Raw genomic sequence first — 20,551 nt, 5'->3', positions numbered from 1 at the left:
ATGCTGGACGATCTGGACAGGCGCATTGTTGAAATCCTTGTCGACGATGCCCGGATTTCGCTCAAGGAGCTGGCGCAGCGGGTGAACCTGTCGTCGCCCAGCACGTCGGAGCGGCTGCGGCGGCTGGAGGAACGCGGCGTCATTCGCGCCTTCACCGTCGACATCGACCCTCACGCGCTCGGCTACACCCTGCAGGCCATCGTGCGCATCCGGCCGCTGCCCGGCAAGCTGCATGCGGTCCAAAAACTGATCGAGGACATTCCGCAGTTCTCGGAATGCGACAAGGTGACCGGCGACGATTGTTTCATCGCCCGTCTGCATATCCGCTCGATCGACGAGCTCGACAAGATCCTCGACCAGATCACCGACAAGGCCGAGACCAACAGCTCGATCGTCAAGGCACAGCCGGTGAAGCGGCGCTTGCCGCCGCTGGCTTGAGGTGCTGTGAGGCACAAAAAAGCCGGCGCATGGGCTGCGCCGGCTTTGATGTTCGAATGAAAGAAATCAGCCGATCTTCTGGCCGGTCTTGGCCCAGTCGGCCAAAAACATCTCGAGGCCCTTGTCGGTCAGCGGGTGCTTGACCAGTGCCTTGAGCGTTGCCGGCGGGATGGTGGCGACATCGGCGCCGATCATTGCGGCACGCTTGACGTGATCGACGGTGCGGATCGAGGCGGCGAGGATTTCGGTGTCGAAGCCGTAATTGTCATAGATGTGGCGGATCTCGGCGATCAGCTCCATGCCGTCGACGCCCATGTCGTCGAGACGGCCGATGAACGGCGAAATGAAGGTGGCACCGGCCTTTGCGGCGAGCAGGGCCTGGTTGGCGGAGAAGCACAAAGTGACATTGACCATGCGGCCTTCCGAGGTCAGCGCGCGGCAGGCGCGGAGACCGTCGAGGGTGAGCGGCACCTTGATGCAGATGTTGTCAGCGATCTTCGACAGAACCGCTGCTTCCTTCATCATCTCGGAAAATTCGGTCGCAGCGACTTCCGCCGAGACCGGGCCTTCGACGATGTCGCAGATTTCCTTGGTCACTTCGGCGATGTTGCGGCCGGACTTGAGGATCAGCGAGGGGTTGGTGGTGACGCCGTCGAGAAGGCCGAGCTCGTTGAGCTCACGGATGTCCTTCACGTCGGCCGTGTCGACGAAAAACTTCATAACTGTCTCCTTGGCAATGGAAGGGTGCCTCTGGGGCACCGCACGTGTCGGCCTTTGCTCTAAACCAAGTTCGGGGCAAGGTCACGCGTCATGACCGCCGATTCGCCAAGAACAAGAGCCGCACCCGTGCTGGTGCCGATGCCGGCCGAGCGCGCCTATTCCTATGCAGTGCCCGACGGCATGCAGGTGGTGCCCGGCTCGATCGTGCGTGTGCCGCTGGGGCCGCGCGAGGTGGCGGGCATCGTCTGGGACGGGCCGGTCGAAGCTGTCGACCCCAAGAAGCTCCGCCCCATAGCCCATGTCTTCGATTGTCCGCCTGTTACCGAGCACATGCGGCGGCTGGTCGACTGGATTGCGCAGTACACCTTGTCGCCGCCCGGCATGGTGGCGCGGATGATCTTGCGCGCGCCCGAAGCCTTCGACCCGGAGCCGTGGACGGAAGGCATCAAGCGCAGTGACGGCGAGCCCGACCGGATGACGGCGGCGCGCGCGCGGGTGCTCGAAATGGCCAATGACGGCATGGCCTGGACGCGCTCGGGACTGGCGCATGCCGCCGGCGTCTCCTCGACCGTCATCGACGGGCTGAGGGCGCAGGGCGTGTTCGAGACGGTGATGATCCCGCCGCGTCCGGTGGTGGCCCCGCCCGACACGTCTTATGGCAACGCCGGGTTGACGGTCGACCAGGAAGCGGTGGCCGTTGGCCTTCGGGCCCAGGTCGAGGCCGACCGATTCGGCGTCACCCTGATCGATGGCGTCACCGGCTCGGGCAAGACGGAGGTCTATTTCGAGGCCGTGGCGGCCGCACTCGACAAGGGCAAGCAGGTGCTGATCCTGTTGCCTGAAATTGCCTTGACCCAAGCCTTTCTCGAACGCTTCCAGAACCGTTTTGGCGCCAAGCCGGCCGAGTGGCATTCGGACCTGCCACCCCGGATGCGCGAGCGCGTCTGGCGCCAGGTGGCGGAGGGCGGCGTGCGTGTGGTCGCAGGCGCCCGCTCGGCGCTTTTTCTGCCGTTCAACAATCTTGGCCTGATCGTTGTCGACGAGGAGCACGACCCAGCCTACAAGCAGGAGGACCGCGTCTTCTACAATGCCCGCGATATGGCCGTGGTGCGTGCCCATATCGGCGGCTTTCCGGTGGTGCTGGCTTCCGCCACGCCTTCTGTCGAAAGCCGGGTCAATGCCGAGCAGGGCAAATACGCGCGGGCCGTCTTGTCGGCCCGATTCGCGGAAGCCGCACTGCCCAAGCTTGCCACCATCGACATGCGGCGCTCGCCGCCGGCGCGCGGCGGCTTCCTGTCGCCGGTGCTGCTCGGCAAGATGCGCGAGACGCTTGGCCGCCAGGAGCAGTCGCTGCTGTTTCTCAACCGTCGCGGCTACGCGCCACTGACGCTGTGCCGGGTGTGCGGCCACCGCTTCGGTTGCCCTGTCTGCTCGGCCTGGCTGGTCGAGCATCGCTTTCGCGGCCAGCTCGTCTGCCACCATTGCGGCCACAACGAAAAGCGCCCCGAGGCGTGCCCGGAATGCGGTACCTTCGATCATCTCGTTGCCTGCGGGCCAGGCGTCGAGCGCATCGCCGAGGAGGTCGTTTCGCATTTCCCGGACGCGCGAACCATCGTGCTGTCGTCGGATATGCTGGGTGGGGTGAAACGGCTCAGGCTTGAGCTGGAGGCGATCGCCAATGGCGACGCCGACATCGTCATTGGCACCCAGCTTGTCGCCAAGGGCCACAACTTTCCCAACATGACATTGGTTGGCGTGGTCGACGCCGATTTGGGCCTCGCAAATGGCGATCCGCGCGCCGCCGAGCGCACCTATCAATTGCTGTCGCAGGTAACGGGTCGGGCAGGGCGCACCGGCAAGAAGAGCCTTGGCCTGCTTCAGACCTTCCAACCCGACCATCCTGTCATGCGGGCGATCGTCTCAGGCGATTCGGAGGCGTTCTACGACCGCGAGATTTCCGAACGCGAAAAGGCAGCATTGCCGCCTTTCGGCAGGCTCGCCGGCATCATCGTGAGTGCTGCGACGCGCCCCGAAGCGGAGAGCCATGCGCGCGGACTGCGGCGTGCGGCGCAAGTGGCGCAAGATGTCCACGTGCTTGGCCCTGCCGAAGCGCCGCTGGCCTTGATCGGCGGGCGCCACCGCTTCCGGCTCCTGGTTCAAGCCGACCGCAAGGCGGACATCCAGGGCTACATCCGCGCGCTGCTGGCTGCTGGGCCGAAGGTGCGCGGTTCGGTGCGCGTGCAGGTGGACATCGACCCGCAGAGCTTCTTGTAACCTACGTCGAGGGACTTGCGACGATGCCGAGCAGCGGCGGTTGCAGGCTTGGGCCGTTCAGGGTCTTCTCCAGCGTATAACCTGCTGCAGCCAGGCGCACTGCAACAGCATGTTCGATGGTCGGAAGCTGGTCAGCATTTGGCGGTTCGAAAAACAGGAACAGCCGGCCCTCTGATGCCAGCAGGGAGTGGATCAGCTTGAGTTCGCGCGCGGCTTCCAGCCAGAACAGATTGACGTTGATGGCGAAGATCTTGTCGAACGGGGCGCCCACACCCTTCCAGTCCGCGAGAGCGCCTTGGACGACGGCCGCCTTGCCTGATGTAATCGCGGCGCGGTTCCTGTCTTCAGCCGAACTCACCGCGCTGTCGGATCGGTCAAGACCGGTGATGTGGCCGTCGATCAGCAGCGGCGTGATCTCGGCCATGGCGACGCCGCGGCCGCAGCCGATCTCAAGCAGCCGGTCGCTTGGCCTGATGCCGAGGTGGCCGATCGCCCAGGCAATTCGTTCCGGTATCGCCATGGTCCTCTCCAGCGGGTCTGACGGCGCAACATAACTGTTTGAGTCGGTCCCGCCAGCTGCGCTCTGGCGCTCGGCCGGGCGTCGGCTATGATCACCGCGGATTCGCAGTGTAAGGGCGTCCTTTGCGCCTGCGAATCGACGCGCGGCGCTCTGATCGGAGGGGGATAGATGGAGTTCGCATTTCCGTGGCCGATGAGCCAGGGCGAGTGGTTGGCGTGGAGCTCGGCGGCGGTGACGCTGCTGTTCGGCGTCATCTTGTTTTTCGCCCCGAGAATCGCCTTTCGCCTGCTCAGGTTGCAGCCTCGTCCCGACAATCCCGAAGCCATCGCGCAAGGGCGCGCCACCATGGCTGGTTTTTTCCTTGGCGTCGGCTTGTGTGCGATTCTGCTCGCCCAGCCGTGGCTGTACATGGCTCTGGGCGTTTCCTGGCTGTTCACGGCCTTCGGCCGGATCGTTGCCATGATGTCGGACGCTGCCAACACGCCCTACAACTGGGTCGCCATCATTATCGAACTGACCCTGGCCGCGCTTCCGTTGGGGTTTGTTTTCGGCTTCTGGCCGTGAATCGGCAGCAAGCCCCTGCTCCAAGGCGCAAGATGCGACAATAGTGCCTCAAATGGCTGTTAGAGGACGTGTTGCGGTCCTCAAAAGCCTGTGCTAGACGGCAATCGACTTTCGGCCGGGGGGATGCGGCTGACGCGAGCTCCGGGGTCAAAAAACGCAGTAAGGTCAAAGATTTAGCTAGAGTCTAACGCTCGCGCCAACAATCTTGCGGCCTGTCAGACAAGAGAAAAGACGGTCCGTGGCCCAATCTTCCTCGCCAATCTCCGGTGTCGCTGAGCGCTATGCGGGGTCGTTGTTCGATCTCGCGCTCGAAGCAGGCGCTGTTGCAAAGGTAGAAGCCGACCTTGGTCGATTCGCTGTGCTGCTCGACGGCAATGCCGATCTCGACCGCCTGATCAAAAGCCCGGTCTTCTCCGGCGAAGAGCAGGAAAAGGCCATTGCGGCGATCGCCGACAAGGCCAAGATCACTGGTCTGGCCGGCAATTTCCTTCGCCTCGTGGCGCGCAATCGCCGCCTGTTTGCCCTTCCCGGTATGATCAAGGCGTTCCGCCAGATCGCTGCCGAGCATCGGGGCGAGACTTCAGCCGAAGTGACTTCGGCGCATGCGCTGACGGCGGCTCAGGAATCGGAACTCAAGACGGCGCTGAAGAGCGTTGCTGGCAAGGACGTGGCGATTGCTGTCGCCGTTGATCCTTCGCTGCTCGGCGGCCTGATCGTGAAGATGGGCTCGCGCCAGGTCGATACGTCGCTCAAAACCAAACTCAATTCGCTCAAGCTTGCACTGAAAGAGGTCGGCTGATGGACATCCGTGCCGCGGAAATTTCCGCAATTCTGAAAGACCAGATCAAGAATTTCGGCAAGGAAGCCGAAGTCTCCGAAGTCGGCCAGGTTCTGTCGGTGGGTGACGGTATCGCCCGCGTGTACGGTCTCGACAACGTCCAGGCGGGCGAAATGGTCGAGTTCCCGGGCGGCATTCGCGGCATGGCGCTGAACCTTGAAAGCGACAACGTCGGCGTCGTCATCTTCGGTGCCGACCGCGACATCAAGGAAGGCGACACCGTCAAGCGTACCGGTTCGATCGTCGACGTTCCCGTCGGTCCCGGCCTGCTCGGCCGCGTCGTAGACGCGCTCGGCAATCCGATCGACGGCAAGGGCCCGATCAAGGCAGTCGAACGCCGCCGCGTCGACGTCAAGGCACCCGGCATCATCCCCCGCAAGTCGGTCAACGAGCCGATGTCGACCGGCCTCAAGGCCATCGACGCTCTGATCCCGGTCGGCCGCGGCCAGCGCGAGCTGGTCATCGGTGACCGTCAGACCGGCAAGACCGCCATCATTCTCGACACCATCCTGAACCAGAAGGCGATCCACCAGTCCGGTCCGGAGAAGGAAAAGCTTTTCTGCGTCTACGTCGCCGTCGGCCAGAAGCGCTCGACCGTCGCGCAGTTTGTGAAGGTGCTCGAAGAGCGCGGCGCGCTCGAATACTCGATCATCATTGCTGCCACGGCTTCCGATCCGGCTCCGATGCAGTTCCTGGCGCCGTTCGCCGGCTGTGCCATGGGCGAATATTTCCGCGACAACGGCATGCATGCGCTGATCTCGTATGACGATCTGTCCAAGCAGGCCGTCGCATATCGCCAGATGTCGCTGCTGTTGCGCCGTCCGCCCGGCCGTGAAGCCTATCCGGGCGACGTGTTCTACCTGCACTCGCGTCTTCTCGAGCGCGCTGCAAAGCTCAACGACGACAATGGCAGCGGCTCGCTGACGGCTCTACCGGTCATCGAAACCCAGGCCAACGACGTGTCGGCCTACATCCCGACCAACGTGATCTCGATCACCGACGGCCAGATCTTCCTCGAAACCAACCTGTTCTTCCAGGGCATCCGTCCTGCGGTGAACGTCGGTCTGTCAGTTTCGCGCGTCGGTTCGTCGGCGCAGATCAAGGCGATGAAGCAGGTCGCCGGCTCGATCAAGGGTGAGCTCGCTCAGTACCGCGAAATGGCGGCCTTTGCGCAGTTCGGCTCCGATCTCGACGCCGCCACGCAGCGCCTGCTCAACCGCGGCGCACGCCTGACTGAGCTTCTGAAGCAGCCGCAGTTCTCGCCGCTGAAGACTGAAGAGCAGGTTGCGGTGATCTTCGCTGGCGTCAACGGCTACCTCGACAAGCTGGCGATCAACCAGGTCGGCCGCTTCGAGCAGGGTCTGCTTGCGCATATGCGTTCGGACGGCAAGGACGTTCTCGACGCGATCCGTATCGAAAAGGCGCTGAGCGACGACGTTCGCGGCAAGCTCAAGGCCCATATCGACGCGTTCGCGAAAAACTTCGCCTGACACTGACGGGTAAGGCATGGCTTCGTTAAAAGACCTCCGCAACCGTATCGCCTCGGTCAAGGCGACGCAGAAGATCACCAAGGCGATGCAGATGGTCGCCGCGGCGAAGCTGCGCCGTGCGCAGGAAGCTGCGGAAGCCGCGCGTCCCTATTCGCAGCGCATGGGCGCCGTTCTGGCCAACATCGCTGGAGCAGTGGCCGGTGGCAGCGATGCCCCGGCGCTGATGACCGGCACCGGCAAGGACGACGTGCATCTGCTCGTCGTCTGCACGGCCGAGCGTGGCCTGTGCGGCGGCTTCAATTCGCAGATCGCGCGTTTTGCGCGCGATCACGTCCGCAAGCTTCTGGCTTCGGGCAAGACGGTGAAAATCATCTGCGTCGGCAAGAAGGGTTTCGACATCCTGCGCCGCGACTACGCGTCGTTGATCATCGAGCGTGTCGATCTGCGCGAAGCCAAGCAAGTCGGCTTCGTTCATGCCGATGGCATCGCCAAGAAGGTGACGTCGCTGTTCAACGACGGCGCGTTCGACGTCTGCACGCTGTTTTATTCGGAATTCAAGTCGGTGATCGCACAAATCCCGACGATGCAGCAGATCATCCCCGCCGCTGCCCCGACCGATGGCGCTGATGCGGATGCCGCGGGCGGTGCTGTCTATGAATACGAGCCCGAGCCGGGCGAGATCCTGAGCGACCTCATTCCGCGCAACATCTCCGTGCAGGTTTTCCGGGCGTTGCTCGAAAACGCGGCCGGCGAGATGGGCGCCAAGATGAGCGCGATGGACAATGCGACGCGCAATGCCGGCGACATGATCAACAAGCTGACGATGTCCTACAACCGCCAGCGTCAGGCTCAGATCACCAAAGAACTGATCGAAATCATTTCGGGCGCGGAAGCGCTCTAATCGACCAAAGAGGTTAACACCATGGCTAAAGCAGCTACTCCGAAAGCGGCTCCGGCGGCGGCAAAAGCCCCGGCAGCAAAGAAGGCGGCGCCCGCCAAGGCAGCAGCCGTGAAGGCTTCGGCTCCTGTATTGTCGGCCAAGGGCGTGGCTGGCCGCGTCTCCCAGGTCATCGGCGCCGTTGTCGACGTTTCCTTCGACGGCGGTAACCTGCCCAAGATCCTGAACGCACTCGAGACGATGAACGGCTCCAACCGCCTCATTCTCGAAGTGGCGCAGCATCTCGGCGAAAACACCGTTCGCTGCATCGCCATGGACATTTCGGAAGGTCTCGTTCGCGGCCAGGCCGTGTATGACACGGGCGAGCCGATCACGGTTCCGGTTGGCGACGAAACGCTCGGCCGCATCATGAACGTCATCGGCGAGCCGGTCGACGAAGCTGGTCCGGTCAAGACCAAGCTGAAGCGCGCCATCCACCAGGAAGCGCCGGCTTATGTCGACCAGTCGACGGAAGCGCAGATCCTCGTCACCGGCATCAAGGTCGTCGACCTGCTGGCACCTTATGCCCGCGGCGGCAAGATCGGCCTGTTCGGCGGCGCTGGCGTTGGCAAGACCGTTCTGATCCAGGAGCTGATCAACAACGTCGCCAAGGCGCACGGTGGTTATTCGGTGTTCGCCGGTGTTGGCGAGCGCACCCGCGAAGGCAACGATCTCTATCACGAAATGATCGAGTCGGGCGTTAACAAGGACCCGCACGAGAACAACGGCTCGACCGAAGGTTCCAAGTGCGCCCTGGTGTTCGGCCAGATGAACGAGCCGCCAGGTGCGCGCGCTCGCGTCGCCCTGTCGGGCCTGACCATCGCCGAGCATTTCCGCGACCAGGGCCAGGACGTGCTGTTCTTCGTCGACAACATCTTCCGCTTCACCCAGGCGGGTTCGGAAGTGTCGGCTCTGCTTGGCCGTATTCCTTCGGCCGTGGGCTATCAGCCGACGCTGTCGACCGACATGGGCCAGATGCAGGAACGCATCACCACCACCCACAAGGGCTCGATCACCTCGGTGCAGGCGATTTACGTCCCCGCCGACGACTTGACCGATCCGGCGCCGGCAACCTCGTTCGCGCATCTTGACGCGACGACCGTTCTCAACCGCGCGATCTCGGAAAAGGGTATCTACCCGGCCGTGGATCCGCTCGACTCGACCTCGCGCATGCTCGATCCGCTGATCGTCGGCGAAGAGCACTACTCGGTCGCCCGTCGCGTTCAGGAAATCCTCCAGCGCTACAAGTCGCTGCAGGACATCATCGCCATCCTGGGCATGGACGAACTGTCGGAAGAGGACAAGGTCACCGTCGCCCGCGCCCGCAAGATCGAGCGCTTCTTGTCGCAGCCGTTCTTCGTCGCTGAAGTGTTCACCGGTTCGCCCGGCCAGCTGGTTCCGCTCGAAGACACGATCAAGAGCTTCAAGGGCCTGGTCAACGGCGAATACGATCATCTTCCGGAAGCTGCCTTCTACATGGTCGGCGGCATCGACATGGCGATCGAAAAGGCCCAGCGCCTGGCTGCGGAAGCGGCATAATCATACTAGCCGCAGCGCGGGCCTCGTGGTCCGCGCTGTCGCCCGATCACTGTCCTGTTACGGGCAGGTCTGCTCGGAACTCCGACCAAGCATTTGTGAGACACCATGGCTGAAGCTTTCAAATTCGAACTGGTCTCGCCCGAGCGTCTGCTCGTTTCGGAGCAGGTCGAGTCCGTCGTCATTCCCGGTGCGGAAGGCGAAATGACTGTCATGGCCAACCACGCGCCGGTCATGACCACGATCAAGCCTGGTGTTGTGACGGTGAAGACCGTTGCTGGCAAGGAAGAGCGCTACGTCGTATTCGGCGGTTTCGCCGACATCGTTCCGGCTGGCTGCACGCTGCTCGCCGAATCGGCGACGTCGGTTAAGGATATCGACCGCGCCGAATTGCTGCGCCGTATCCAGGAAGCGCGCGAGGATCTCTCCGACGCCAAGGAAGATCAGGCCCGCACCAAGGCGGAAGCCTATCTGAACCATCTTTCGACGCTGGAAGCCGCGATCTAAGGCTTTATGCCGGCTGCGGCCCACCAGAATAGCTTCGAGCCGTCGGTCATTCCGGCGGCTTTTTGCTTTTCTGGAATTGCGGGCTCGGCGGTTAGGAACGTGGGTCCAAGCGTAACGGACGGGTGGAGTTGTCCAGTCCGACTGGATAAGGCAGCGGGCAGCGGCGGCCGGTAAGTCCCAGCAACATTATCGCGCTCCGGCGGCCACCAGGATCTTCTCTATCTCGGAGAAGCCGAGCTTGCGCGCATTCTGTAGCGGCGTCACCCCATCGCCGTCGGCAAGATTGATGTCGGCGCCTGCGTCTACCAGCAGCTTGACGATCGCGACATGGCGCGGGCCGCCATCAGCCAGCACAATCGCCTCCAGCAGGGCCGTCCAGTTGAGCTTGTTGACATGGTCGACATCGACGCCGGCCTCGATCAGCGTGCGCACGGTGTCGACATGGCCGCGTTCGGCTGCCGGGATGAGGGCCGTGCCGCCATAACGGTTGGTGCTCTTGAGGTCAGCGCCGTGCGTGAGCGTCATGCGCAGGATTTCCAGATGCCCGCGCGCGCCGGCATAGAGATAGGGGCTGTCGCTGATGGCGTCCTTGGCGTTGACGTCGGCACCGGCCTCGATCAGCACTTTCGCCGCCTCTACCTGATTGGCATGCGTGGCGATCAGAAGCGCTGTGCGTCCGCTTTGGTCGCGGGCGTCGATACTGGCGCCTTTGGCCAAGAGTCCCCGGATAGCGGGCGCGTCGCCCTTCGCCGCCATAGCGTGCAATTCGTGTTCGAACATGTCGTCTCCTGCAGCAGGTGAAATCCACGCCACGGCGGCGAGGAATAGAGCATAAGCAATGGCCGGCAAAGCCTGGGTCATTTTGGTACCTTTCAATGCGTGGGGCCAGTCCAGGGTCGGAAGCGGACCAATGCGCCCCAAGTATTACTTCATGAACCGCAATCTGCACGTGATTGTGGCTGGGCTACGTGGTGTCTTGTTTGCGGTGGCTATACGGTCTATTGCGAAAGTCAGCCGGACGGGGGTCGAGGCAACGATATCGGGAATCCACTGTGAAGGGCATCATACTAGCCGGTGGTAGCGGCACGCGACTCTACCCAGCCACGCTAGCGGTTTCGAAGCAGATCTTGCCGATCTATGACAAGCCGATGATCTATTATCCGCTAGGCGTTCTGATGCTGGCGGGGATCCGCGACATCCTGATCATTTCGACGCCGCGCGACCTGCCGCAGTTCCAGCAGTTGCTCGGCGACGGATCGGCTTTTGGCGTGTCGTTTTCTTATGCCGAGCAGCCCTCGCCCAACGGGCTGGCCGAGGCCTTCATCATCGGGCGCGAGTTCGTCGGCACAAGCCCGGTGGCGCTGATCCTCGGCGACAACATCTTCTACGGCGATGGGCTTTCCGAGCGCTGCCGCACGGCGGTGGGCCGCGAAAGCGGTGCATCGGTGTTTGCCTATCAGGTCGAGGATCCGCAGCGCTACGGTGTGGTGAGTTTCGACAAGGCGACCCAGCAGGCGTTGACGATCGAGGAAAAGCCGGTTGAGCCGAAGTCGAACTGGGCGGTCACCGGGCTTTATTTCTACGACAATTCGGTCGTCGACATCGCCGCGTCGATCAAGCCGTCGCCGCGTGGCGAGCTTGAGATCACCGACGTCAACCGCACCTATCTCGACCAGGGCAAGCTGCACGTCGTTCGATTGGGCCGCGGTTATGCCTGGCTCGACACCGGCACCCATGACAGCCTGCACGACGCCTCGTCCTTCGTGCGCACGATCGAACATCGCCAGGGCATCAAGATCATGTGTCCCGAAGAGATCGGCTTTGAACTGGGCTGGCTGACCGACGAAGAGGTGCTGCGCCGCGCCGCCTCGCTCGGCAAGACCGAGTATGCGCGTTATCTCGAACGGCGGGTCAGGGAAATCAGCCATGGTTGAAGTGCGCAAACTTGGCCTGGACGGTGTCTTGGAGATCCGGCCAGCCAAATTCGAAGACGAACGCGGCTTCTTTTCCGAGACATGGAACGCCGAGAAACTGGCGTCGGCTGGCATCCATGTCGATTTCGTGCAGGACAACCAGTCGTTTTCACGCGCGCGCGGGGTGATGCGCGGGCTGCATTTCCAGACGCCGCCCTTCGCCCAGGACAAGCTGGTGCGGGTGCTGCGCGGCGCGATCTTCGATGTCGCCGTCGATATCCGCAAAGGCTCGCCCAGCTATGGCGAATGGGTCGGGCTGACGCTGTCCGACAAGCTGTGGAACCAGATCCTGGTGCCCAAGGGCTTCGCGCATGGCTTCGTTACGCTCGAGCCCGACACCGAGGTGGTCTACAAGGTATCAGCACCTTATTCGCAGCCGCATGACCGGTCGATCCGCTTCGATGATCCCGACATCGCCATTGACTGGCCGGTGCCAACAGCTGAAATGATCCTGTCGGCGAAGGATGCTGCGGCGCCCTTCTTGTCTGAAGTCGAAACCGGATTTGTCCATTCGTGAAGCAAGCTCTCCAAACTGTTCTGGTCACCGGCGGTGCCGGTTTCATCGGCTCGGCCGTCTGCCGCCATCTGGTTGGCACCGGCAACTACCGCGTCGTCAATCTCGACAAGCTGACCTATGCCGGCAACCTGACGTCGCTGCGCGATCTTGAAGGCAATCCCAATTACGCCTTTTACCACGCCGACATCTGCGACACCGACACGGTGCGCCAGATCCTGGCCGACGAGAAGGTCGATCTGGTGATGCATCTGGCGGCCGAAAGCCATGTCGACCGCTCGATTGACGGACCGATGGCGTTTGTCACCACCAATGTCGTTGGCACCGCAAGCCTGCTGTCGGCCGTACTCGACCATTGGCGCGGCCTTGGTGAGGAGGCGCGCACGCGCTTCCGCTTCCACCATGTTTCGACAGACGAGGTTTTTGGCGACCTGCCTTTCGATTCCGGCGTCTTCACCGAGGAATCGCCCTACAAGCCGTCATCGCCCTATTCGGCGTCGAAGGCGGCTTCCGATCATTTCGTTCGCGCCTGGCATGAGACCTACGGGCTGCCGGTGGTGCTGTCCAACTGCTCCAACAATTACGGGCCCTATCATTTCCCCGAAAAGCTGATCCCGCTGGTCATTGCCAATGCGCTCGATGAGCAGCCGCTGCCGGTCTACGGCAAGGGCGCCAATGTGCGCGACTGGCTGTTTGTCGAAGACCACGCCAGGGCGCTGGAAGCGGTGATGACCAGGGGCCGGGTCGGCGAGAGCTACAATATCGGCGGCCGCGCCGAGCGCACCAATCTCGAAGTGGTGCAGACCATCTGCGCCTTGCTCGACGCCCGCCGGCCAAGGGCGGGCGGTCAGTCGCATCTCGACCTCATCGCTTACGTCACCGACCGCCCGGGCCACGACCGGCGCTATGCCATCGACCCGACCAAGAGCGAGCACGAGCTCGGCTGGACGCCTGAGGAAACATTCGAGACCGGGCTTGCCCGGACCATCGATTGGTATCTCGCCAATGGCTGGTGGTGGCGGCCGATACGCGAACAGCGTTTCGACGGCTCCCGCCAGGGACTGGTCGGCGCCAAGTGAAGATCCTGGTCACAGGCACGTCGGGCCAGCTGGCCCGCTCGCTTGCGGAGCAGGCAAAGGGCCAGGCTGAGATCGTACTTGTCGGACGGCCCGATCTCGACCTCGAGAACCCGGCGACCTTCGCTCCGGTGCTGAACGCGGTCGCACCCGACATGGTGATCAATGCCGCGGCACATACCGGCGTCGACCAGCAGGAAGACGAGCCCGAGCGCGCCTTTCGCATCAACGCCGAGGCCCCTGCCGAACTGGCACGGCTGACCAGGCTCGCCGGCATTCCGATCGTCCATGTTTCCACCGACTACGTCTTTGACGGCCGCTCTCCGCGCCCCTATGTCGAGACCGACAGACCCAATCCGCAGACGGTCTATGGCCGCAGCAAGCTCGCAGGCGAAGACGCGGTGCGTGCCGGCAATCCGGATCACCTGGTTGTCCGCACCGCCTGGGTGGTCAGCCGCTATGGCCGCAATTTCGTCAAGACGATGTTGTCATTGGCCACGACGCGCGATCACCTTAAGGTCGTGGCCGACCAGTTCGGCAACCCGACCGAAGCCCATGACCTTGCCGATGGCCTGTTGGCCGCAGCTGGTGTCCGGCGCCGCGAAGGCGGCTTTCCCAGCGGCCTTTACCATCTCGCTGGCCAAGGCCGGGCGAGCTGGTACGACCTGGCGAGCCATGTCTTTGCGGTGAGTGCTTCGCTTGGCGGGCGTTCGGCTGCGGTCGAGCCGGTCGGCAGTGACCAGTGGCCGGCCAAGGCGGCGCGTCCGGCAAATTCGGAACTCAACTCGGACGCCTTCGCCAGCGACTTCGGCTATCGCGCCGGTGAGTGGAAGGACAGGGTTCGGGCATTGGTGGGAGAGCTGGCGGCAGGCACCAAAGATTGACAATGTTGGTTTCCCGGACAATTTGGGAGTGACCTCGCCTGAGGCATTGGTCTATCGGTCGTCGACCTCGGTGCATGTGGAGCGAAGCTGAACATCATATGAAGATAGATGTCGATCTGGTTGTCGTCACCCACAACAGCGGGCGTGTCATGGAGGCTTTTACAAAAAGCGTTCCAGACTGCGTGAATGTTATTGTTGCCGACAACGCCAGTTCTGACAATTCAACTGCAATCGCGTCCGCCAGTGGGGCGACGGTGGTCGAAATCGGCAACAATGTTGGTTACGGCGGCGCCTGTAATGTTGGGGCTTCTGCCGGGACCGCGACGTTCCTGCTCTTTGTCAATCCCGACCTCAGGATCGAGGCCGGTGCTGTCGAAGCGCTTGTCGCCGCTGCCAACGCCTATCCCAATGCGGCGTTCAATCCGCGGTTTTTTTCAGGCGCGCGGCGAAGGTTCAAGCGCTGGTCGAGGCTGCTGCCGCAATCGGAGTCCTGGCGCGGCGCGCCACCTGAAGACGATTGCATCATTCCGGTCTTGCACGGCGCCTGTATTTTCGTCCGCCGCAAGCATTTCGAACAGATCGGCGGGTTCGACCGAGAAATCTTCCTGTTTCATGAGGACGATGACCTCAGTCTGCGGCTGCGGCAGGCAGGCATCGAATTGCGACTTGCTGCGAAAGCCGTCGTCGATCATGCGGAGGGGAACTCCAGCGCGCGGTCGATCGAGTCGGGCCGCATCAAGGGCGAGGCCATGGGGCGCTCGCTGGTCTATGTCATGAACAAGCACAAACGGCCGCTGGATTTGCCGGCAGAGCGCTACCGCACCCGGCTGAAATTGCTGTTGCCACATGTGCTGTTCAACAGCGCGCGTCGTGCCAAACTCTTGGGCTTTGTGCGGGGATTGGACGGCGGCCCGGTCGACAATGTCGGAAAACACTTATGAATGCCCAGTCCGGCGCGCCATGGCGCGAAAATCCCTCAGCGCTACGCAGGCTGTGGACGGCACTTCGCCGCGCTGTGAAGTCCGTGACCGCTAGCCGGCCGGCTGCAAGCAATCTCTACGACTGTTATGTCGGTAACGCGCAAGCGAACTACCCATCATCGGATTACGTGCCGATTGCCACCAAGGGGCCGTCGCCTGTCGATATCAGGCTGATCGCCTATTACCTGCCCCAGTTCCATCCAATCCCGGAAAACGACGATTGGTGGGGCAAGGGATTTACCGAGTGGCGCAATGTCGCGCGCGCGTTTCCAGTTTTTGAAGGACACTATCAGCCGCGTTTGCCGGGCGAACTAGGTTATTATGACCTTCGTGTGCCTGAGATCATGCAGCGACAGGTAGAGCTTGCCAAGCTGTATGGGATCTCGGCATTCTGCTTCCATTTCTATTGGTTCGGCGGCAAGCGCCTGCTTGAAGGCCCGCTCGATCACTACCTGAAAACGGCTGATCTTGATCTGCCATTTAGCCTGTGCTGGGCCAACGAGCCCTGGTCGCGGCGCTGGTCAGGCCGCGAGCAGGACGTACTTCTGGCCCAGACACATTCGGCGGAGGACGATCTCGCGGTCATTCGCGGCCTCGACAAATATTTCCGCGATCCGCGTTATCTGAAGATCGACGGCAAGCCGGTCCTCACAATCTATCGCGCGAGCCTTTTTCCCGACCTCAAGGCGACGGTCGCGCGCTGGCGCGGCGAGATGGAGCGGCTGGGCTATCCTGGGATCTATCTCATCGCGACCAACGCCTTCGACTTCGCTGATCATGCGGAATACGGCTTCGATGCCTTGTCGGAGTTCCCCCCGCACGGTGTTCGCACCCCGAATATCGAAAGCAGCCTGGCGGTTTCGCCAGTCAAGAAAGGCGGGCGAATCCGTCGCTATCCGGACGTCGTGGCGGCTGACAAGGCCAAGCCATCCACTGCAGGGGTGGTTCACCCCGGTGTCATGCCAACCTGGGACAACAGCGCCCGTCGGCCAACCTCCGCGCAAATCTACCATGGATCGACGCCAGCATTATTTCAGGACTGGCTTGGAAATGCGATGCAACGAGCCAGAGCCAACCCCGCATCCGAGCGGATGGTCTTCATCAACGCCTGGAATGAGTGGGGTGAAGGTGCCTATCTCGAGCCCGATCTGAGATACGGCTATGCTTATCTCGAAGCCTGTGCGTCCGCAGTCCGAGGGCATGCTGCTCAAATGGACGACGACACAAAATCCAGCTGAGCTTCGCCCACAATGATGTGCGCTGCACAACATTTGGAGTTGCACCTTAGCTGTCGCGAAAATAGGCTCAGCCGTCCCTCAGCGTGCCCCTTTGGCGCCAGGGCGTCAAACAACAGAGGCTTTCCATGACACGACTTCACATCCTTCTCGCGGCTGGCGTTGCTGGCCTCGCGACGACGCTCGTCGCCGCACCGGCATTTGCCCAGGGCAAGACGCTGACCATCTCCTGGTGGGGCTTCAACGGCGACAAGCTCGACGAGTACATCATCAAGCCGTTCAAGGAAAAATGCGGCTGCGAGATCGTGTTCGAGACCGGTAACAACGCCGACCGGCTCAACAAGATCAAGATCCGCAACGGCGAAGGCGTCGACGTGGCCTACTTCACCGACGCCTACTCGCAGATCGGCATCAAGGAAGGCCTGTTCCAGCCGATCGACAAGTCCAAGGTGCCGAACCTCGAAGGCCTCTACGATCTCGCCAAGGCACCGCAGGGCGAATTCGGTCCGGCCTACACCATCGGCCGCGTCGGCGTGATCTACGACACAGCCAAGGTCAAGGCGCCGATCACCTCCTGGAACGACCTCTGGAAGGAAGATTTCAAGGCTTCGCTGTCGCTGCCGGGCATCACCACCACCGCCGGCCCGATGGCCGTGATGATCGCTGCTGCGCATGCCGGCGTTGATCCGTTTGCCGATACCGACGGCGCGTTCAAGGCCATCGAGTCGCTCAAGCCCAACGTCGTCAAGAACTACAACACCGGCTCCGAACTGGTGAACCTGTTCTCGACCGGCGAGATCAGCGCTGCCGTTGCCCAGGACTTCACGCTCGCCCAGATCCAGGCCGCCGTTCCGACCGCTGCCTGGGCCGACCTCTCCGACGGCGCGATCGCCACGCTCAACACCATCAACATCCCCAAGGGCGCTGCGAACGTCGAACTGGCGCACGAGTTCATCAACTTCGTGCTGTCCAAGGAAGTGCAGCAGAAGACCGGCGAGAACGGCGTTGATGCGCCTGTCGTCAAGGCAGTCGAACTGACGCCCGAACAGGCCAAGCTCTGGACCTACGGCGCCGACATGATCGCGTCGCTGAAGCAGGTCGACTACGAGAAGCTCAATACGGCCAAGACCGACTGGGTCGACCGCTGGAACGAAGTGTTCGGCATGTAAAACCAACAGATGAGGAAGGGCGTCAGCCCTTCCTCATTCTTGTGTACATCGCACAAGAATCTACCCTTTTTGCCCGCTGCACCGCCCTTTGCGGCATTCTGCGCCTTTCGCTATCGCGCAATGAAGGTTAGCAAGCCTCGCAAGCGAGGCTCCCCAGGCGGAGCGCGCCAGGGTAAACTGGAAGAGATCGGGACTTCATGCTGAAACGCTTTGCCGGATGGTGGCTCGCCGGGCCTGCGACGCTGGCGGTTCTGGTCTTCCTTGTGCTGCCGGTCGCCGCCACCATCGCCACGACCTTTGGCGAAGATGGCGGCATCTTCGCGCCCTACGTCGCCTTTTTCAGCAGCGGCTTCCGTCGCACAGTTTTGTGGCGCACCATCGAGATATCGCTGGCAACGACCGCCATCTCGCTGGTCGTCGGTTTCCTGACTGCCTATGTGGTGTCGAAGTCCCCGGGCAAGCTGAAGAGCCTTTTGATCATCGCTGCCGTTTTCCCGCTGCTGACCGGTGTCGTCGTGCGTTCCTTCGCCTGGCTGATCATCCTCGGCAAGAACGGCATCCTCAACAATTTCCTTGTCGGCATCGGCATCACCTCGGAGCCGCTGTCGATGCTCTACACCCAAGGATCGGTCATCGTTGCGATGGTCTATCTGTTCGTGCCGCTGATGATCCTGACGCTGGTTGGCGTGCTTGAAAACATCCCCGACGACGTCGTCCAGGCGTCGGCTTCGCTGGGCGCCACGCCCGCCGGGACGTTCCGCCAGGTGATCCTGCCACTGGCGGTACCTGGCCTGATCGTTGGCGCTGTGCTCGTCTTTACCGGTTCGTTCACCGCCTATGCCACGCCGCAGTTGCTTGGCGGCGAGCGCCAGATGGTGATGGGAACGCTGATGTACCAGCGCGCCATGGTGTCGTTCGACTGGGTCGGCGCGTCCACAATCGCAGCAATCATGGTGGTGATCACAGTCGCCGTCGTACTTGCCATGAGCCGCGTTGCGCGGCGCCTCAACCCGATGGCGACATGATGACCAGCCGTATCAATCCCCTGCTGATCCTGTTCACCGTCCTGGTCTACATCTTCTTGATGGGGCCGCTGATCATCGTGCTCGGCGCCTCGGTCAGCGACACCACCTACCTGACCTTTCCGCCCCAAGGCCTGACGCTGCGCTGGTTCGAAAACATCTTCGCCATCAGCGCCTTCAAGCGCACCATCGTGACCTCCCTTGAGCTTGCCTTCCTCGCGACAGGTCTGGCGCTGCTGATCGGCATTCCCGCGGCCTATGCGCTCAATCGCTACCGCATCAAGCTGCCGTCCTGGCTGTCGACTGTTTTCGTGCTGCCGATCCTGGTGCCCGAGATCGTGCTTGGCTTTTCGCTGCTGAAATCGGTGGCGGTGGGCATGGACACGCCGATCTTCCTGACGCTGCTAGTCGGCCACATGCTGCTGGTGCTGCCCTATTGCGTGCGGGTCGTTTCGGCGAGCCTTGCCTCGTTCGACTTCTCGATCGAAGAGGCGGCCGTCAGCCTTGGCAGCCCGCCGGTGAAGACCTTCTTCACCATCGTGCTGCCCAACGTCCGCTCCGGCGTGATTGCGGCCTTCATCCTGGCCTTCATCACCTCGATCAACGACGTGTCGACGTCGCTGTTCTTGACCGGTCCCGGCATCTCGACGCTGCCGATCCAGATCCTCGCCCATGTCGAGCAGTTCTTCGACCCGACGATTGCGTCGGTGTCGGTGCTGCTGATGCTGCTGACAGTCGCAGTCATGGCCATCGTCGAGCGCACGCTCGGCCTCACCTTCCTTGCGAAGTAGACCCATATGACCCAGGCACTAACAGTCCAGAATCTCACCGCCCACTACGGCGCCACCAAGGTGCTGGAGGACCTGTCGCTGTCGGTCGGCAAGGGCGAGCTCGTCTCGTTGCTCGGCGCCTCGGGCTGCGGCAAGACAACCACCTTGCGCCTTATCGCGGGCTTCCTCGAGCCGACCTCCGGCTCGATCCGCCTCGGCGACAAGGACCTCACTCGCCTGCCGGCCTACAAGCGTGACATCGGCCTGGTGTTCCAGAACTACGCGCTGTTTCCGCATCTCTCCGTGCTCGACAATGTCGGCTTCGGCCTCAAGCAGCGCGGCGTATCTGCCGCCGAGCGCGAGAAGCGCGCCAAGGCGATGCTGGAGCGTGTCGGGCTGTCGCAGCTCGCCGACCGCCTGCCGGGCGCCTTGTCGGGCGGCCAGAAGCAGCGCGTGGCGCTTGCCCGCGCACTCGTCATCGAGCCGCCGCTCTTGATGTTCGACGAGCCGCTATCCAACCTCGATGCCAAGCTGCGCGTCGACATGCGCGTCGAAATCCGCCAGCTGCAGCGCGCCAACGGCACGACCTCGGTCTATGTCACTCACGATCAGGAGGAGGCGTTCTCGATCTCCGACCGCGTGGCCATCATGAATGCCGGCCGCATCATGCAGTTCGACACGCCCGAGACGCTGTACCAGCGCCCGGCCAACGCATTTGTTGCGCGTTTCGTCGGCTTCGAGAACCTGGTGCCGATGAAGGTTTCGGCGCGCGACGGTGCAACCGTGACCGCAACGACGCCCGACGGCTCACAGCTCAAGCTGTCGCAGGACCGCTTTGGCGCGATCCCTGATGCATTCGTGCTTGCCGCCCGTGCCGACGGCCTGGCCGTTTCCACCGATCCCAAGGCCGAGGGCATTCCGGCGACGCTGGGGCTCAGGACCTATCTCGGCCGCGCCTATCAATACCAGAGCGATACGGCGGCGGGCATGTTGATCGCCAATGGCGCGTTGTCGACCCCGCTTGAGCTCGGCAGCAAGGCCAAGCTCGTGCCTGTTGCCGATCAGTGCTGCGTGCTGAAGCCGGAATAGAACGTGCTTCCTTGG

The 20,551-nt window shown here is 62.4% G+C and carries 21 protein-coding genes; 18 read left to right on the top strand and 3 right to left on the bottom strand.

The window, feature by feature from the left end; all coding sequences use genetic code 11:
• Positions 1 to 438 (top strand): Lrp/AsnC family transcriptional regulator, encoded by a 438-nt coding sequence (locus AC1DLV_RS11705; protein WP_476800213.1) that lies wholly within the window; start codon positions 1 to 3, stop codon positions 436 to 438.
• 66 nt (positions 439 to 504) lie between these two features.
• Here the strand turns inward: AC1DLV_RS11705 and fsa are convergent, their stop codons facing one another.
• Positions 505 to 1,158 carry a fructose-6-phosphate aldolase gene (gene fsa / locus AC1DLV_RS11700; protein ID WP_476800212.1) on the bottom strand — a complete coding sequence of 218 codons (654 nt, stop codon included), beginning with the start codon at positions 1,156 to 1,158 and terminating at the stop codon, positions 505 to 507.
• A gap of 90 nt (positions 1,159 to 1,248) precedes the next feature.
• Here fsa and AC1DLV_RS11695 point away from each other — a divergent pair, with 90 nt between their 5' ends.
• Positions 1,249 to 3,432 carry a primosomal protein N' gene (locus AC1DLV_RS11695; protein WP_476800211.1) on the top strand — a complete coding sequence of 728 codons (2,184 nt, stop codon included), beginning with the start codon at positions 1,249 to 1,251 and terminating at the stop codon, positions 3,430 to 3,432.
• Position 3,433: 1 nt separating this feature from the next.
• On the opposite strand, the gene AC1DLV_RS11690 is transcribed toward AC1DLV_RS11695, so the two are convergent.
• The gene (locus AC1DLV_RS11690; RefSeq protein ID WP_476800210.1) at positions 3,434 to 3,952 is read right to left on the bottom strand and encodes an SAM-dependent methyltransferase; all 519 of its coding nucleotides are present in this window, start codon (positions 3,950 to 3,952) and stop codon (positions 3,434 to 3,436) included.
• Between the two features lie 168 nt (positions 3,953 to 4,120).
• Between AC1DLV_RS11690 and AC1DLV_RS11685 the strand changes: the two genes are divergently transcribed.
• The 6 genes from AC1DLV_RS11685 (at position 4,121) to AC1DLV_RS11660 (ending at position 9,824) form a co-directional block, all read left to right on the top strand.
• Entirely contained in the window at positions 4,121 to 4,516 is a 396-nt protein-coding gene (locus tag AC1DLV_RS11685) for an AGROH133_08824 family phage infection protein (RefSeq protein WP_476782643.1), read from the top strand.
• A 238-nt stretch (positions 4,517 to 4,754) separates the two neighbouring features.
• Positions 4,755 to 5,315, top strand: coding sequence for a F0F1 ATP synthase subunit delta (locus tag AC1DLV_RS11680; protein WP_476800209.1), 561 nt, complete (start codon positions 4,755 to 4,757; stop codon positions 5,313 to 5,315).
• Positions 5,315 to 6,844, top strand: coding sequence for a F0F1 ATP synthase subunit alpha (gene atpA, locus AC1DLV_RS11675; protein WP_476800208.1), 1,530 nt, complete (start codon positions 5,315 to 5,317; stop codon positions 6,842 to 6,844). The genes AC1DLV_RS11680 and atpA overlap by 1 nt, the downstream gene beginning before the upstream one ends.
• A 16-nt stretch (positions 6,845 to 6,860) precedes the next feature.
• Positions 6,861 to 7,745: a F0F1 ATP synthase subunit gamma gene (locus tag AC1DLV_RS11670; protein WP_476800207.1), complete on the top strand. Its 885-nt coding sequence runs from the start codon at positions 6,861 to 6,863 to the stop codon at positions 7,743 to 7,745.
• A gap of 21 nt (positions 7,746 to 7,766) precedes the next feature.
• On the top strand, positions 7,767 to 9,320 hold the full coding sequence (gene atpD, locus AC1DLV_RS11665; RefSeq protein WP_476800206.1) for a F0F1 ATP synthase subunit beta: 1,554 nt from the start codon (positions 7,767 to 7,769) through the stop codon (positions 9,318 to 9,320).
• A 105-nt stretch (positions 9,321 to 9,425) separates the two neighbouring features.
• The gene (locus AC1DLV_RS11660) at positions 9,426 to 9,824 is read left to right on the top strand and encodes a F0F1 ATP synthase subunit epsilon (RefSeq protein ID WP_476782648.1); all 399 of its coding nucleotides are present in this window, start codon (positions 9,426 to 9,428) and stop codon (positions 9,822 to 9,824) included.
• Positions 9,825 to 10,010: 186 nt separating this feature from the next.
• Here the strand turns inward: AC1DLV_RS11660 and AC1DLV_RS11655 are convergent, their stop codons facing one another.
• On the bottom strand, positions 10,011 to 10,604 hold the full coding sequence (locus AC1DLV_RS11655) for an ankyrin repeat domain-containing protein (protein ID WP_476800323.1): 594 nt from the start codon (positions 10,602 to 10,604) through the stop codon (positions 10,011 to 10,013).
• Between the two features lie 272 nt (positions 10,605 to 10,876).
• Between AC1DLV_RS11655 and rfbA the strand changes: the two genes are divergently transcribed.
• From rfbA to AC1DLV_RS11605, 10 genes are all read left to right on the top strand, one after another.
• Positions 10,877 to 11,758 (top strand): glucose-1-phosphate thymidylyltransferase RfbA, encoded by an 882-nt coding sequence (gene rfbA / locus AC1DLV_RS11650; protein WP_476800205.1) that lies wholly within the window; start codon positions 10,877 to 10,879, stop codon positions 11,756 to 11,758.
• Complete coding sequence (gene rfbC, locus AC1DLV_RS11645; RefSeq protein WP_476800204.1) at positions 11,751 to 12,314, top strand: dTDP-4-dehydrorhamnose 3,5-epimerase; 564 nt, start codon at positions 11,751 to 11,753, stop codon at positions 12,312 to 12,314. Before rfbA ends, rfbC begins: the two co-directional genes overlap by 8 nt.
• Positions 12,311 to 13,390: a dTDP-glucose 4,6-dehydratase gene (gene rfbB, locus AC1DLV_RS11640; RefSeq protein WP_476800203.1), complete on the top strand. Its 1,080-nt coding sequence runs from the start codon at positions 12,311 to 12,313 to the stop codon at positions 13,388 to 13,390. Before rfbC ends, rfbB begins: the two co-directional genes overlap by 4 nt.
• Entirely contained in the window at positions 13,387 to 14,271 is an 885-nt protein-coding gene (gene rfbD / locus AC1DLV_RS11635; protein WP_476800202.1) for a dTDP-4-dehydrorhamnose reductase, read from the top strand. Before rfbB ends, rfbD begins: the two co-directional genes overlap by 4 nt.
• 98 nt (positions 14,272 to 14,369) lie before the next feature.
• Positions 14,370 to 15,212: a glycosyltransferase family 2 protein gene (locus AC1DLV_RS11630; RefSeq protein ID WP_476800201.1), complete on the top strand. Its 843-nt coding sequence runs from the start codon at positions 14,370 to 14,372 to the stop codon at positions 15,210 to 15,212.
• Positions 15,209 to 16,489 carry a glycosyltransferase WbsX family protein gene (locus tag AC1DLV_RS11625; RefSeq protein ID WP_476800200.1) on the top strand — a complete coding sequence of 427 codons (1,281 nt, stop codon included), beginning with the start codon at positions 15,209 to 15,211 and terminating at the stop codon, positions 16,487 to 16,489. The genes AC1DLV_RS11630 and AC1DLV_RS11625 overlap by 4 nt, the downstream gene beginning before the upstream one ends.
• Before the next feature lie 125 nt (positions 16,490 to 16,614).
• Complete coding sequence (locus tag AC1DLV_RS11620) at positions 16,615 to 17,655, top strand: ABC transporter substrate-binding protein (protein WP_476800199.1); 1,041 nt, start codon at positions 16,615 to 16,617, stop codon at positions 17,653 to 17,655.
• Positions 17,656 to 17,855: 200 nt separating this feature from the next.
• Positions 17,856 to 18,680 (top strand): ABC transporter permease, encoded by an 825-nt coding sequence (locus AC1DLV_RS11615; RefSeq protein ID WP_476800322.1) that lies wholly within the window; start codon positions 17,856 to 17,858, stop codon positions 18,678 to 18,680.
• Positions 18,680 to 19,468, top strand: a complete 789-nt coding sequence (locus tag AC1DLV_RS11610) for an ABC transporter permease (protein ID WP_476785728.1) — start codon at positions 18,680 to 18,682, stop codon at positions 19,466 to 19,468. The genes AC1DLV_RS11615 and AC1DLV_RS11610 overlap by 1 nt, the downstream gene beginning before the upstream one ends.
• A 6-nt stretch (positions 19,469 to 19,474) precedes the next feature.
• On the top strand, positions 19,475 to 20,536 hold the full coding sequence (locus AC1DLV_RS11605) for an ABC transporter ATP-binding protein (RefSeq protein ID WP_476800198.1): 1,062 nt from the start codon (positions 19,475 to 19,477) through the stop codon (positions 20,534 to 20,536).
• Positions 20,537 to 20,551: the final 15 nt, after the last annotated feature.

The organism is Aminobacter sp. 01T433, assembly GCF_056398585.1.
This window is presented reverse-complemented; position numbering and strand designations above follow the sequence as displayed.

Excerpts from the sequence above, each read along its gene's own strand:
- AC1DLV_RS11705 (WP_476800213.1), top strand. The coding sequence starts at position 1 with ATGCTGGACGATCTGGACAGGCGCATTGTTGAAATCCTTGTCGACGAT.
- fsa (WP_476800212.1), bottom strand. The coding sequence starts at position 1,158 with ATGAAGTTTTTCGTCGACACGGCCGACGTGAAGGACATCCGTGAGCTC.
- AC1DLV_RS11695 (WP_476800211.1), top strand. The coding sequence starts at position 1,249 with ATGACCGCCGATTCGCCAAGAACAAGAGCCGCACCCGTGCTGGTGCCG.
- AC1DLV_RS11690 (WP_476800210.1), bottom strand. The coding sequence starts at position 3,952 with ATGGCGATACCGGAACGAATTGCCTGGGCGATCGGCCACCTCGGCATC.
- AC1DLV_RS11685 (WP_476782643.1), top strand. The coding sequence starts at position 4,121 with ATGGAGTTCGCATTTCCGTGGCCGATGAGCCAGGGCGAGTGGTTGGCG.
- atpA (WP_476800208.1), top strand. The coding sequence starts at position 5,315 with ATGGACATCCGTGCCGCGGAAATTTCCGCAATTCTGAAAGACCAGATC.
- AC1DLV_RS11670 (WP_476800207.1), top strand. The coding sequence starts at position 6,861 with ATGGCTTCGTTAAAAGACCTCCGCAACCGTATCGCCTCGGTCAAGGCG.
- atpD (WP_476800206.1), top strand. The coding sequence starts at position 7,767 with ATGGCTAAAGCAGCTACTCCGAAAGCGGCTCCGGCGGCGGCAAAAGCC.
- AC1DLV_RS11660 (WP_476782648.1), top strand. The coding sequence starts at position 9,426 with ATGGCTGAAGCTTTCAAATTCGAACTGGTCTCGCCCGAGCGTCTGCTC.
- AC1DLV_RS11655 (WP_476800323.1), bottom strand. The coding sequence starts at position 10,604 with ATGTTCGAACACGAATTGCACGCTATGGCGGCGAAGGGCGACGCGCCC.
- rfbC (WP_476800204.1), top strand. The coding sequence starts at position 11,751 with ATGGTTGAAGTGCGCAAACTTGGCCTGGACGGTGTCTTGGAGATCCGG.
- AC1DLV_RS11630 (WP_476800201.1), top strand. The coding sequence starts at position 14,370 with ATGAAGATAGATGTCGATCTGGTTGTCGTCACCCACAACAGCGGGCGT.
- AC1DLV_RS11625 (WP_476800200.1), top strand. The coding sequence starts at position 15,209 with ATGAATGCCCAGTCCGGCGCGCCATGGCGCGAAAATCCCTCAGCGCTA.
- AC1DLV_RS11620 (WP_476800199.1), top strand. The coding sequence starts at position 16,615 with ATGACACGACTTCACATCCTTCTCGCGGCTGGCGTTGCTGGCCTCGCG.
- AC1DLV_RS11610 (WP_476785728.1), top strand. The coding sequence starts at position 18,680 with ATGACCAGCCGTATCAATCCCCTGCTGATCCTGTTCACCGTCCTGGTC.
- AC1DLV_RS11605 (WP_476800198.1), top strand. The coding sequence starts at position 19,475 with ATGACCCAGGCACTAACAGTCCAGAATCTCACCGCCCACTACGGCGCC.